Annotated in this window: 7 protein-coding genes, 2 tRNA genes and 2 rRNA genes; all 11 read right to left on the bottom strand. The window is 44.5% G+C overall.

What is annotated here, in order from left to right; genetic code table 11:
• Window positions 1-4: 4 nt before the first annotated feature.
• The 11 genes from MKX52_RS00055 to dnaA all read right to left on the bottom strand — a co-directional run bounded on the left by MKX52_RS00055 (window position 5) and on the right by dnaA (window position 14,394).
• A 23S ribosomal RNA gene (locus tag MKX52_RS00055) occupies window positions 5-2,935 on the bottom strand.
• Between the two features lie 98 nt (window positions 2,936-3,033).
• Window positions 3,034-3,109: transfer RNA gene (locus tag MKX52_RS00050), tRNA-Ala, on the bottom strand.
• A 14-nt stretch (window positions 3,110-3,123) separates the two neighbouring features.
• A tRNA-Ile gene (locus tag MKX52_RS00045) sits at window positions 3,124-3,200 on the bottom strand.
• Between the two features lie 95 nt (window positions 3,201-3,295).
• Window positions 3,296-4,844 (bottom strand): 16S ribosomal RNA (locus MKX52_RS00040).
• The 16S and 23S rRNA genes sit together here with 2 tRNA genes alongside, the layout of an rRNA operon.
• Window positions 4,845-5,254: 410 nt before the next feature.
• Complete coding sequence (gene gyrA / locus MKX52_RS00035) at window positions 5,255-7,756, bottom strand: DNA gyrase subunit A (RefSeq protein ID WP_088002897.1); 2,502 nt, start codon at window positions 7,754-7,756, stop codon at window positions 5,255-5,257.
• 232 nt (window positions 7,757-7,988) lie between these two features.
• A complete protein-coding gene (gene gyrB / locus MKX52_RS00030) occupies window positions 7,989-9,905 on the bottom strand; it encodes a DNA topoisomerase (ATP-hydrolyzing) subunit B (protein WP_041816108.1) in 1,917 nt (638 codons plus the stop codon).
• A gap of 57 nt (window positions 9,906-9,962) precedes the next feature.
• Window positions 9,963-10,208 (bottom strand): extracellular matrix/biofilm biosynthesis regulator RemA family protein, encoded by a 246-nt coding sequence (locus MKX52_RS00025; RefSeq protein ID WP_041815080.1) that lies wholly within the window; start codon window positions 10,206-10,208, stop codon window positions 9,963-9,965.
• 17 nt (window positions 10,209-10,225) lie between these two features.
• On the bottom strand, window positions 10,226-11,338 hold the full coding sequence (recF, locus tag MKX52_RS00020) for a DNA replication/repair protein RecF (RefSeq protein ID WP_012008631.1): 1,113 nt from the start codon (window positions 11,336-11,338) through the stop codon (window positions 10,226-10,228).
• 16 nt (window positions 11,339-11,354) lie between these two features.
• On the bottom strand, window positions 11,355-11,570 hold the full coding sequence (gene yaaA, locus MKX52_RS00015) for a S4 domain-containing protein YaaA (RefSeq protein ID WP_041815077.1): 216 nt from the start codon (window positions 11,568-11,570) through the stop codon (window positions 11,355-11,357).
• Window positions 11,571-11,720: 150 nt separating this feature from the next.
• Complete coding sequence (gene dnaN / locus MKX52_RS00010) at window positions 11,721-12,857, bottom strand: DNA polymerase III subunit beta (protein WP_041815072.1); 1,137 nt, start codon at window positions 12,855-12,857, stop codon at window positions 11,721-11,723.
• A 196-nt stretch (window positions 12,858-13,053) separates the two neighbouring features.
• Complete coding sequence (dnaA, locus tag MKX52_RS00005; protein WP_012008628.1) at window positions 13,054-14,394, bottom strand: chromosomal replication initiator protein DnaA; 1,341 nt, start codon at window positions 14,392-14,394, stop codon at window positions 13,054-13,056.

The following is a 14,394-nucleotide window of genomic DNA, read 5'->3' as shown; positions in this document are numbered from 1 at the left end:
AATATAGGTTAAGTCCTCGATCTATTAGTATCTGTCAGCTCCACGTGTCACCACGCTTCCACCTCAGACCTATCAACCTGATCATCTTTCAGGGATCTTACTTCCTTGCGGAATGGGAAATCTCATCTTGAGGGGGGCTTCATGCTTAGATGCTTTCAGCACTTATCCCGTCCGCACATAGCTACCCAGCGATGCCCTTGGCAGAACAACTGGTACACCAGCGGTGCGTCCATCCCGGTCCTCTCGTACTAAGGACAGCTCCTCTCAAATTTCCTGCGCCCGCGACGGATAGGGACCGAACTGTCTCACGACGTTCTGAACCCAGCTCGCGTACCGCTTTAATGGGCGAACAGCCCAACCCTTGGGACCGACTACAGCCCCAGGATGCGATGAGCCGACATCGAGGTGCCAAACCTCCCCGTCGATGTGGACTCTTGGGGGAGATAAGCCTGTTATCCCCGGGGTAGCTTTTATCCGTTGAGCGATGGCCCTTCCATGCGGAACCACCGGATCACTAAGCCCGACTTTCGTCCCTGCTCGACTTGTAGGTCTCGCAGTCAAGCTCCCTTGTGCCTTTACACTCTGCGAATGATTTCCAACCATTCTGAGGGAACCTTTGGGCGCCTCCGTTACATTTTAGGAGGCGACCGCCCCAGTCAAACTGCCCACCTGACACTGTCTCCCTGCCCGATAAGGGCAGCGGGTTAGAAGGTCAATACAGCCAGGGTAGTATCCCACCGATGCCTCCACCGAAGCTAGCGCTCCGGTTTCCAAGGCTCCTACCTATCCTGTACAAGCTGTACCAACATTCAATATCAGGCTGCAGTAAAGCTCCACGGGGTCTTTCCGTCCTGTCGCGGGTAACCTGCATCTTCACAGGTACTATAATTTCACCGAGTCTCTCGTTGAGACAGTGCCCAGATCGTTGCGCCTTTCGTGCGGGTCGGAACTTACCCGACAAGGAATTTCGCTACCTTAGGACCGTTATAGTTACGGCCGCCGTTTACTGGGGCTTCAATTCGCACCTTCGCTTACGCTAAGCGCTCCTCTTAACCTTCCAGCACCGGGCAGGCGTCAGCCCCTATACTTCGCCTTACGGCTTCGCAGAGACCTGTGTTTTTGCTAAACAGTCGCCTGGGCCTATTCACTGCGGCTTCTCGGGGCTTTAACACCCTAAGAAGCACCCCTTCTCCCGAAGTTACGGGGTCATTTTGCCGAGTTCCTTAACGAGAGTTCTCTCGATCACCTTAGGATTCTCTCCTCGCCTACCTGTGTCGGTTTGCGGTACGGGCACCTCTCACCTCGCTAGAGGCTTTTCTTGGCAGTGTGGAATCAGGAACTTCGCTACTAAATTTCGCTCGCCATCACAGCTCAGCCTTCACGGGAAACGGATTTGCCTATTTCCCAGCCTAACTGCTTGGACGCGGATATCCAATACCGCGCTTACCCTATCCTCCTGCGTCCCCCCATTGCTCAAATGGTGAGGAGGTGGTACAGGAATATCAACCTGTTGTCCATCGCCTACGCCTTTCGGCCTCGGCTTAGGTCCCGACTAACCCTGAGCGGACGAGCCTTCCTCAGGAAACCTTAGGCATTCGGTGGACGGGATTCTCACCCGTCTTTCGCTACTCATACCGGCATTCTCACTTCTAAGCGCTCCACCAGTCCTTCCGGTCTGACTTCACAGCACTTAGAACGCTCTCCTACCACTGTTCGTTAGAACAGTCCGCAGCTTCGGTGATACGTTTAGCCCCGGTACATTTTCGGCGCAGAGTCACTCGACCAGTGAGCTATTACGCACTCTTTAAATGGTGGCTGCTTCTAAGCCAACATCCTGGTTGTCTAAGCAACTCCACATCCTTTTCCACTTAACGTATACTTTGGGACCTTAGCTGGCGGTCTGGGCTGTTTCCCTTTCGACTACGGATCTTATCACTCGCAGTCTGACTCCCAAGGATAAGTCATCGGCATTCGGAGTTTGACTGAATTCGGTAACCCGGTAGGGGCCCCTAGTCCAATCAGTGCTCTACCTCCGAGACTCTTACCTTGAGGCTAGCCCTAAAGCTATTTCGGAGAGAACCAGCTATCTCCAGGTTCGATTGGCATTTCACCCCTACCCACACCTCATCCCCGCACTTTTCAACGTGCGTGGGTTCGGGCCTCCATTCAGTGTTACCTGAACTTCACCCTGGACATGGGTAGATCACCTGGTTTCGGGTCTACGACCACGTACTCATGCGCCCTATTCAGACTCGCTTTCGCTGCGGCTCCGCATCTTCTGCTTAACCTTGCACGGGATCGTAACTCGCCGGTTCATTCTACAAAAGGCACGCCATCACCCTTTAACGGGCTCTGACTACTTGTAGGCACACGGTTTCAGGATCTATTTCACTCCCCTTCCGGGGTGCTTTTCACCTTTCCCTCACGGTACTGGTTCACTATCGGTCACTAGGGAGTATTTAGCCTTGGGAGATGGTCCTCCCGGATTCCGACGGAATTTCACGTGTTCCGCCGTACTCAGGATCCACTCTGGAGAGAACAACATTTCAGTTACAGGGCTGTTACCTTCTTTGGCGGGCCTTTCCAGACCTCTTCGCTTATATCGTTCCTTTGTAACTCCGTATAGAGTGTCCTACAACCCCAAGAGGCAAGCCTCTTGGTTTGGGCTGTTCCCGTTTCGCTCGCCGCTACTCAGGGAATCGCATTTGCTTTCTCTTCCTCCGGGTACTTAGATGTTTCAGTTCCCCGGGTATGCCTTCTCATACTCTATGTATTCAAGTATGGATACTACTCCATTACGAGCAGTGGGTTTCCCCATTCGGAAATCTCCGGATCAAAGCTTGCTTACAGCTCCCCGAAGCATATCGGTGTTCGTCCCGTCCTTCATCGGCTCCTAGTGCCAAGGCATCCACCGTGCGCCCTTTCTAACTTAACCATTTCTTACTTTAGAAAGAATCACTATGTGTGATGAACTTTGCATTGCATTCAATGTGAATGTATTACTTATTGTTATCTAGTTTTCAAAGAACACGTTGGTGGAGCCTAGCGGGATCGAACCGCTGACCTCCTGCGTGCAAGGCAGGCGCTCTCCCAGCTGAGCTAAGGCCCCGATTTAATAGAAGATGGTGGGCCTGAGTGGACTCGAACCACCGACCTCACGCTTATCAGGCGTGCGCTCTAACCAGCTGAGCTACAGGCCCATCTTTCATATCGAAGATATGATGTTGTAGGATCTTTTGCAAGTTCCTTCAAAACTAAACAAGACGAAAACGCACGCTGCTCCATATATCCTTAGAAAGGAGGTGATCCAGCCGCACCTTCCGATACGGCTACCTTGTTACGACTTCACCCCAATCATCTGTCCCACCTTCGGCGGCTGGCTCCATAAAGGTTACCTCACCGACTTCGGGTGTTACAAACTCTCGTGGTGTGACGGGCGGTGTGTACAAGGCCCGGGAACGTATTCACCGCGGCATGCTGATCCGCGATTACTAGCGATTCCAGCTTCACGCAGTCGAGTTGCAGACTGCGATCCGAACTGAGAACAGATTTATGGGATTGGCTAAACCTTGCGGTCTCGCAGCCCTTTGTTCTGTCCATTGTAGCACGTGTGTAGCCCAGGTCATAAGGGGCATGATGATTTGACGTCATCCCCACCTTCCTCCGGTTTGTCACCGGCAGTCACCTTAGAGTGCCCAACTAAATGCTGGCAACTAAGATCAAGGGTTGCGCTCGTTGCGGGACTTAACCCAACATCTCACGACACGAGCTGACGACAACCATGCACCACCTGTCACTCTGTCCCCGAAGGGAAAGCCCTATCTCTAGGGTTGTCAGAGGATGTCAAGACCTGGTAAGGTTCTTCGCGTTGCTTCGAATTAAACCACATGCTCCACCGCTTGTGCGGGCCCCCGTCAATTCCTTTGAGTTTCAGTCTTGCGACCGTACTCCCCAGGCGGAGTGCTTAATGCGTTAGCTGCAGCACTAAGGGGCGGAAACCCCCTAACACTTAGCACTCATCGTTTACGGCGTGGACTACCAGGGTATCTAATCCTGTTCGCTCCCCACGCTTTCGCTCCTCAGCGTCAGTTACAGACCAGAGAGTCGCCTTCGCCACTGGTGTTCCTCCACATCTCTACGCATTTCACCGCTACACGTGGAATTCCACTCTCCTCTTCTGCACTCAAGTTTCCCAGTTTCCAATGACCCTCCCCGGTTGAGCCGGGGGCTTTCACATCAGACTTAAGAAACCGCCTGCGAGCCCTTTACGCCCAATAATTCCGGACAACGCTTGCCACCTACGTATTACCGCGGCTGCTGGCACGTAGTTAGCCGTGGCTTTCTGGTTAGGTACCGTCAAGGTGCGAGCAGTTACTCTCGCACTTGTTCTTCCCTAACAACAGAGCTTTACGATCCGAAAACCTTCATCACTCACGCGGCGTTGCTCCGTCAGACTTTCGTCCATTGCGGAAGATTCCCTACTGCTGCCTCCCGTAGGAGTCTGGGCCGTGTCTCAGTCCCAGTGTGGCCGATCACCCTCTCAGGTCGGCTACGCATCGTCGCCTTGGTGAGCCATTACCCCACCAACTAGCTAATGCGCCGCGGGTCCATCTGTAAGTGACAGCCGAAACCGTCTTTCATCCTTGAACCATGCGGTTCAAGGAACTATCCGGTATTAGCTCCGGTTTCCCGGAGTTATCCCAGTCTTACAGGCAGGTTACCCACGTGTTACTCACCCGTCCGCCGCTAACATCCGGGAGCAAGCTCCCTTCTGTCCGCTCGACTTGCATGTATTAGGCACGCCGCCAGCGTTCGTCCTGAGCCAGGATCAAACTCTCCGAGGTATGCAGGATGCATATCACACATGCGTTGCTACACGATGTAGCGAACTTAGCATGTGATCATTTCCTGCCTCGTCAGCGTTTGACTGACTACCTATGAAACATCATAGGATTTTTTATAAAAACTCGAATTAACAGGTACGTTTTGTCTTGTTTAGTTTTCAAAGAACTTGTGTGTCACTCTCTTAAAGCGACCACTTAAATATATCATATATCTCTATCAACAGTCAACATTTTTCTTAAAAAACATTTTGTTTTTCTAAGAAGTTTTCACTGAGGAATGAGATAAAAAATAGAGCATCTTTTTGCTCCTTTGAAAGATTAACACATATCTATGAAAAAAGCATTATTAATTTCAAAAAAAGTGAAGTTTTTTCAAAAAAAATAAAGCCGGTGAAAAAACCGGCTTTATTTTACTCAGATTGCTCTTGATCTGACTCTATGTTTTCTACGTTCTCTTCATTATCTTCATCGTCTTCTGGTGATTGTTCAACTAATGCCACTGTTGCGACATGTTCCTCATCACCGAGACGGATTAGACGAACACCTTGAGTAACTCGACCTGTTGTTGAAATGTCAGAAACGGCCATACGAATGATTACACCGCTTCCTGTAATAATCATCAAGTCTTCTTCGGCTTCAGCATTCGTTGCTTTCACTGCGACAAGTGGACCATTATTGTCAGTGATTTTGCACGTTTTAAGACCTTTACCGCCACGACTTTGAACACGGTATTCTTTTTCAGGAGTTAGTTTACCGTATCCTTTTTCAGTTACAATCAATACGTTTGCATCTGGCTCAAGGATTTCCATACCTACGACAATGTCATCTTCGGAAAGTGTGATCCCTTTCACTCCAGCTGCCGTACGTCCCATTTCACGAACATCTGTCTCGTCAAAACGGATCAGCATTCCCTTTTTCGTTCCAATGATGATTTGTTTTTCTCCATTGGTTAAACGAACAGCCATCAGTTCATCCTCGTCACGAAGACTAAGTGCAATAAGACCGTTGTTTCGAATGTTAGCGAACTGAGACAATGTCGTCCGTTTTGATACACCGTGTCTTGTTGTAAAGAAGAGATAAGAATTTTCATCAAATTCGCTTACTGGAATAATGGCGTTAATCCATTCTCCCTTTTCTACTTCAAGAAGATTAATGATCGGAATTCCTTTCGCCGTCCGTCCGAATTCAGGAATCTCGTAGCCTTTCGCACGATAAACCTTCCCTTTATTAGAGAAGAAAAGAATCGTATCGTGGGTCGATGTTGAAATCAACTGTTCAACGAAATCATCTTCGTTGGTTCCCATTCCTTGGACACCTTTACCGCCTCTTTTTTGGCTGCGGTATGTAGAAGCTGGGAGACGCTTGATATAACCATTATGCGTGAGCGTAATCACGATGTTTTCAACAGGAATCAAATCTTCGTCTTCAATTGTTTCGATACCCGCTGTCACAATTTCAGTACGGCGCGTATCATTGAAGCGTTCTTTAATTTCTGTTAATTCTTCTCTAATGATTTCAAGTACTTTCTCATTGTCTGCTAAAATGGCTTTTAATTCAGCAATCAAATCAACAAGTCCTTTATATTCATCTTCTATCTTTTCTCGTTCTAGACCAGTCAAACGCTGAAGTCGCATATCAAGAATAGCCTGTGCCTGTTTTTCAGACAAGCTATAGTTTTCCATCAAACCATTTCTCGCAATTTCCGCAGTTTGAGAGCCTCTAATTAAAGCAATGACTTCATCTAAGTGATCAAGTGCAATTCTCAGACCTTCTAAAATGTGTGCTCTTGCTTCTGCTTTACGCAGCTCATACGCTGTTCTTCTACGAATGATCACTTTTTGATGCTCTAGATAATACTCAAGACATTGTTTGAGGGACAAGACTTTTGGCTGTCCATCAACAAGTGCTAATAAGTTGATACCAAATGACGTTTGAAGTGTCGTTTGTTTATAAAGATTGTTTAATAGAACATGGACGTTTGCGTCTCTACGCAGTTCAATGACAATACGCATACCATTACGGTCTGATTCATCACGCAAATCTGTAATGCCATCAATCTTTTTATCACGTACAAGATCAGCAATTTTTTCAATTAAACGGGCTTTGTTGACTTGGTAAGGAATCTCATTGATAACAATGCGCTGTTTACCGCTAGATGTTTCCTCAATATTCGATTTTGCTCTTAATGTAATAGAGCCGCGCCCTGTTTCATACGCCTTCCGAATACCACTTCGGCCAATGATTTGACCTGCTGTTGGGAAATCTGGCCCTGGAATGATGTCCATAAGCTCCTGTGTAGTCATTTCTGGATTTTGACTGATAGCCAATACCCCATCAATCACTTCACCTAGTTGGTGCGGCGGAATATTGGTCGCCATTCCTACAGCAATTCCTGTCGCTCCGTTGACCAACAAGTTAGGGAATCTTGCAGGCATCACCATTGGCTCTCTTTCACTGCCGTCATAGTTATCCTGATAATCAATGGTATCCTTAGTGATATCACGGAGGATTTCCATAGAAATCTTCGATAGACGTGCCTCGGTATAACGCATCGCCGCTGCTCCGTCTCCATCGACTGAACCAAAGTTTCCATGACCGTCTACTAACATATAACGATAGTTGAAGTCTTGCGCCATACGAACCATCGCTTCGTATACAGCACTGTCACCATGAGGGTGATACTTACCGATAACTTCCCCGACGATACGTGCAGATTTCTTAAATGGTTTATCACTTGTCATACCTAGGTCATTCATCGCATACAAAATTCTTCGATGCACGGGCTTTAATCCGTCACGCACATCTGGTAATGCACGCGACACAATCACACTCATTGCATAATCTAAAAAAGACGTACGCATTTCCTGACTAATATTCACTTCGCGTACATTTGGTGTATGTTGTTCACTCACTATAAGAACCTCCCTTTACGTATCACATGAAATAAATTATGTGGGAGTAAAATATGTATTTATCTTCACAAGACTATTCTCCATTATATCAATAATCTCGTCTTTATACACATTTATTTACTAGAAAATCAACGAAAACACGGAAAAACAGGACATTGGTTACACGCTCCTATTTCTTGAAAAACAACCTTATTCCAAACAAGAAATAAGGTTGTTCTCAGTAGGGAGCTATCTAAATATCGAGGTTTTTCACGTATTGCGCATTTTCTTCGATAAAGTTTCTTCTCGGCTCTACTTTATCTCCCATGAGCATTTCAAATGTCTCATCAGCATCGATTGCATCCTCAAGTGTCACTTGAAGAAGTGTTCTCGCATCAGGATCCATTGTTGTTTCCCAAAGCTGAGCAGCATTCATTTCTCCAAGACCTTTATAACGCTGAAGTCCAGGTTTTGGTGTTTGAGAAAGTGATTTCAACAGCTCGTCTAGCTGTTTATCGTTATACACGTACTCAACACGTTTTCCTTGTTGCACTTTATATAAAGGTGGCTGTGCAATATACACATAACCGTTTTCAATGATTTCACGCATGTAGCGATAGAAGAATGTTAGAAGCAGTGTTCGAATGTGCGCTCCATCCACATCGGCATCGGTCATAATCACAACTTTGTGATAGCGAGCCTTCTCTAAATTGAAGTCTTCTCCGATTCCAGTTCCTAATGCTGTAATCATTGAACGAACCTCGTTGTTCGATAGAATTTTATCTAGTCGCGCTTTTTCAACGTTTAGGATCTTCCCTCTTAACGGCAAAATGGCTTGGAAGTGACGATCACGACCTTGCTTAGCAGATCCGCCCGCTGAATCTCCCTCTACGATATAGAGTTCAGAGATGGATGGGTCTTTAGAAGAACAGTCCGCTAGTTTCCCCGGTAAGCTGGAGACTTCCAGTGCGCTTTTACGTCTTGTCAGCTCACGTGCCTTTTTGGCAGCCATTCTTGCACGAGCTGCCATCACGCCTTTCTCCACAATTTTCTTTGCCGCATCAGGGTTCTCTAAGAGGAATTTCTCAAGTGCTTCAGAGAAAAGGGAGTCGGTAATGGTTCTTGCTTCTGAGTTCCCAAGCTTTGTCTTCGTTTGCCCTTCGAATTGAGGATCTGGATGTTTGATAGAGATAATGGCTGTTAAGCCTTCTCGCACATCTTCACCGCTCAAATTCGAGTCTCCATCTTTGAATACGCCATTTTTACGAGCATAATCATTGATCACACGCGTCAGACCTGTTTTAAAGCCTGCTTCGTGTGTTCCGCCTTCATACGTGTTGATATTATTGGCGAAGGAATAGATGTTGCTTGTATAGGAATCGTTATATTGTAATGCCACTTCAACCGTAATTCCGTCTCTTTCACCTTCGATGTAAACAGGTTCTTCATGAACGACTTCTTTTGAGCGATTTAAATGTTCTACATAGCTCTTAATACCGCCTTCGTAGCAGTATTCATTTCGTCGTTCTTTACCTTCGCGTAAATCTTCAATAATGATGTTTACACCTTTTGTTAAGAAAGCTAATTCACGTACACGGTTAGCAAGTGTGTCGTAATCAAATTCAATGGTTTCAGTAAAAATTTCTGGATCTGGCACAAAATGAGTGGTTGTCCCTGTAACATCTGTTTCACCAATGATCTCTAAATCTCCAACTGGAACACCGCGTTTGAATTGTTGATAATGAATTTTCCCATCACGATATACGGTCACGTCTAAGGTCGTAGATAACGCATTAACAACAGATGCCCCTACGCCATGCAGACCGCCAGATACTTTATAACCACTGCCGTCAAATTTACCACCAGCGTGAAGAACAGTCATAATAACCTCTACAGCAGGACGTCCCATTTTCTCATGAATCCCAACAGGAATTCCGCGGCCATTATCTTTCACTGTAATGCTATTATCCTTTTCAATTTGCACGGTAATATCTGTGCAATATCCAGCTAAAGCCTCATCAATACTGTTGTCGACAATTTCCCATACAAGATGGTGAAGTCCTTTTGCACTGGTTGACCCAATGTACATTCCTGGACGTTTTCTAACAGCTTCTAGTCCTTCAAGCACCTGTATCTGATTTTCATCATAACTATTATGTTGCTGTTCCATTGCCACGTACATTCACCTACACTTTTCTTAAACGATATATTTATATGAATTGAGCTTTTAGACTTCAATTTCAATCACAAATGAAGCACGTTTTTTGAGCGTGCTTGAGGAAAGAGGAGAGTAATAAACAGATTTAGTTGTGACGACGATGGATTTTGGTGTCCCTTGTGATAACGAAATGATTTGTCCTTCTTGTTTTTGAAGAAACTCTTCTACAACAGAAGACGACCTCATTTTGTAATCAACAATTGCGACAATCTCTCGTGTAGAAACAACACAATCATCACCTAAATGAATATACAAGACCCACACCTCATTTATCAGTCAATTACTTTTCCACTGGCTACTCTGAAAATTTCCGCTTCTTTCAAGGTAGCGTGATCGATACCTTCAACACTTGTTGTGGTGACGAAGGTCTGTACACGTCCCTGAATGGTATGGAGCAAATGAGACTGTCTGTAATCATCAAGTTCAGATAAAACATCATCGAGTAGAAGAATGGGATATTCTCCGATTTCTTCATGTATCAAGTCGATTTCTGCCAGCTTAAGTGAAAGAGCTGTTGTTCTTTGTTGCCCTTGAGAGCCATATGTCTGAACATCCCGACCATTCACAAAGAAAAGAAGGTCATCTCTGTGAGGTCCCCACAGCGTCACTCCTCGGTCTATTTCTCTGTCTCTTAGTTTCTGAAACGATTCTTCATAGCTATTCTTTATTTTCGACAAGTCTGACGCTTCTGATACCTCTATCGCCGTGTGGTATTGGAGCGTGAGTGTTTCTAGCTCTCTAGAAATGCCAAAATGCAACGGCTGCGCCCATTTTTCGAGCTGTTTCGTAAAAGTCAGTCGTCTTTTGACAACCTTCGCTGCCGCATCAATCAATTGCTCTGTTAAAACCTCCAACATCGCTTGATCCGTTTGCTTTCTAGTCTGCAATTGTTTCAAGTAATGATTCCGCTGAGAGAGAATTTTTTGATAGAGCGATAAATCATGCAAGTAGACAGCAGAAACTTGTCCAATCTCCATATCGAGGAATCTTCTACGGATTTGCGGGCTGCCCTTTACAAGACTTAAGTCCTCTGGTGCAAACATGATGGTGTTTAGCGCACCAACATAGTGACTGAGCTTCTGTTGTTCAATGTGATTGACCTTGCCCTTTTTCCCTTTTTTTGAAATCACGAGTTGCATTGGGAGTGGACCATTTTTTTTGATGACTCTACCTTCTATTTTAGCATAGTCTTGGTCCCATCGGATAAGTTCTTTATCATTTGACGTACGATGCGACTTTGCCATCGACAATACATAGATCGCTTCCATCAAGTTCGTTTTACCTTGGGCATTCTCACCGATCATGACATTCACCTTGTTGTCGAATTGAAGCTCGGTGTGTTCATAGTTTCGGTATGAAGTTAACGCCAGACTTTGAATGTACATGTATTGTCACCCGTTTCTAATTCACAACTTGAAATGTGCCATAACCTTCTATCTCGACAACATCTCCTGGGTATAGTTTGCGTCCCCGTCTATTATCTGGCTCTTGATTAATGAACACCTCATGTTCACTTAAAAACCATTTCGCCATTCCGCCAGATTGGATGACTTCGGCTAATTTCAAAAATTGCCCTAATGTAATCATTTCTTTCTCAATGGTTATAGGATTAGGCATTATATCGACCTCTTTCAATATCACTAATATCTAATTGTACTAAAAAACAAGACAAGAAGGAAAGGGGGAAAGCGAACTGGGATGAAAGAAAGCATGGTAAACGAGAAGAAAAGCTGCTATGCACTCACACAGCAGCTATTTTAGATTGAATTAATATGTTCTGACTGGAAGAATCAACTGCAAGATTGAATCATCATTTGGCGTGCGCAACAGGAACGGTCTCATAGCACCAGTAAAACTTACATGAATCTCTGTTCCCTCTAATACTTTTAATGCATCTAGCATATATTTTGGACTAAAGGAGATTTTAAGGTCCTCCCCTTTAATGTCATCTGCTTGAACTGTTTCGACTACTTTACCGATTTCAGGTGAATTAGAAGAAATCTCAAGGCTTTGTTCAGGATCAGCTGACAGCTTTACGACATTATTGCGTCCTTCTCTTGCCAAAAGTGATGCACGATCAATGGCTTGAAGGAATTCCTTTGTGTTGACCACAACATCCGTTTTACTTTCCTGCGGGATCAGGCGAGCTGTATCTGGATAATTCCCATCCAGCAATCTTGAGAAGAACAACACGTTTTGTGCTTTAAAGAGAACTTGCGTTTCTGTAATCACGATGCTCACAAGATCTTGTCCATCATCAAGGATTCTACTTAGCTCTGTTAAACTCTTCCCAGGAATGACGACATTGTATGAGCTTTCCTCATCAATATCCAACTTCGCTTTTCTTAAAGCAAGACGGTGGCTATCCGTCGCTGTGCATATTAATTCACCTTTTTCCACCTTCCAGTTTACACCTGTCAAGATAGGACGTGTTTCTGAGGTGGACACTGCAAAAACAGTTTGACGAATTAAGTTTTTAAGTAGATCTGTCGGAATTTGAAATGCATGATGCTCTTCAATTTGCGGAAGATGCGGATACTCTTCAGCATCTAAGCCGTTTAAGTTAAATTCTGCTGAACCAGAACGAATGATGGTGAGGTGATTTTGTTCTACTTCAATTTCGACAGTAGCCATTGGCAGTTTCTTCACAATTTCACTAAAGAAGCGAGCCTGAAGCACAATACTTCCTGGACGATCAATCGTAATTACTTCTAAATCTCCATCTCTTTGAGGAATAAAGGATTCAATTGAGATATCAGAGTCACTTCCTGTGAGAGAAACCCCCTCATCAGATGCAACAATTTTTATCCCTGTCAAAATAGGTATCGTTGTTCTAGAGGATACGGCTTTTAATACATCTTGGACACTTTCGACAAGACGATCTTTTTGAATCGTGAATTTCATAGTGGTCCTCCTAAATTTTCTTAATGACATGTATATATATTTTATTAATAAAAATCGTAGAAGTAATAGTAGGGCTTGTGAATATGTGGATAAGTCGGTAAAAAGAAAGGAAAGACAGCCTATCCACATGTGGACAGACTGTGTATGACTATGCTCTAGTTATTCACATTTTCCCGTACTTATTATATCAGCTAGGTTATTTTAATTGTTCTTTTATTTCTTTGACATGCTGCTGAAGCTGTTCATCCTCAACCATTAATTTCGAAATCTTCTCATGAGCATGAATGACAGTCGTATGATCACGACCTCCAAATTCTTCTCCTATTTTAGGCAGAGAGGAATCGGTCATTTCTCTAGAGAGATACATGGCAATTTGTCTTGGATAAGCAACTGACTTCGTACGTTTCTTCGCTTTGAAATCCTCTAAACGAATATTAAATTGCTGCCCTACAATTCTTTGAATATCTTTAATTGTAATGACCCTTGGCTTCGACGATGGAATGATGTCCTTTAGCGCCTCAGCTGCTAGATCTGCATTGATGTCTTTATTAATTAAAGAAGAGTAAGCAACGACACGAATCAAAGCACCCTCCAGTTCACGAATGTTGCTGTCGATTTGATTGGCAATATAGAGCATCACTTCATTCGGAATGTCTAATCCCTCTGCTTTTGCCTTTTTTCGTAAAATCGCAATACGCGTTTCTAAATCTGGCGGGGTAATGTCTGTGATTAGGCCCCATTCGAATCGAGAGCGTAATCTGTCTTCAAGTGTCGGAATTTCTTTCGGCGGCCGGTCACTAGAAATGACGATTTGCTTACTTTCTTCGTGAAGTGTGTTGAATGTATGGAAAAACTCTTCTTGTGTTTGTTCTTTTCCTGCTAAAAATTGAATATCATCTATCAAAAGCACATCGACATTCCGATAGCGATTACGGAAATCGACAGCTTTGTTGTCTCGGATTGAGTTGATAAATTCATTTGTAAATTTTTCAGATGATAGATAGACCACTTTGGCTGATGGATTATGGTCGATGACATAATGACCAATCGCATGCATCAAGTGAGTCTTTCCTAAACCAACGCCCCCATAAATAAAGAGCGGATTATATGCTTTTGCTGGTGCTTCCGCAACTGCAAGTGAAGCGGCATGCGCAAATCGGTTGCCTGAACCAATAACAAAAGTATCAAATGTATATTTTGGATTCAGCATATTTTGTGGAATATCGACGGGATCTTCTTTAGACATCTTTTTAATTGGAGACTTTGGCATAGCTTCCACTTCATCCTGATTTTGAGGAATAATAAATTTAATGCTGAGCTCTTCACCTGTCAGTTCGTAGATGGTATCAGCAATTAAGTGGAGATATCTTGATTCCAACCAGTCTCTAGCAAATTCATTAGGTGCCGTAATTGTGAGCGTATCACCTTGAAGAGAATGGGCTTTTGTCGATTTCATCCATGTCTCAAAACTAGGTTTGCTCAACTTTGTCTCTATTTTTTGAAGTGCTTTATTCCACAGATCCAAAATATTTTCCAT

The sequence above is a fragment of the Bacillus sp. FSL R5-0422 genome, assembly GCF_038610765.1.
GTDB classification, from domain to species: Bacteria; Bacillota; Bacilli; order Bacillales; family Bacillaceae; genus Bacillus; species Bacillus pumilus_O.
Note: the sequence above shows the minus strand (reverse complement) of the source record. Positions and strands in the feature narration are given on the sequence as shown.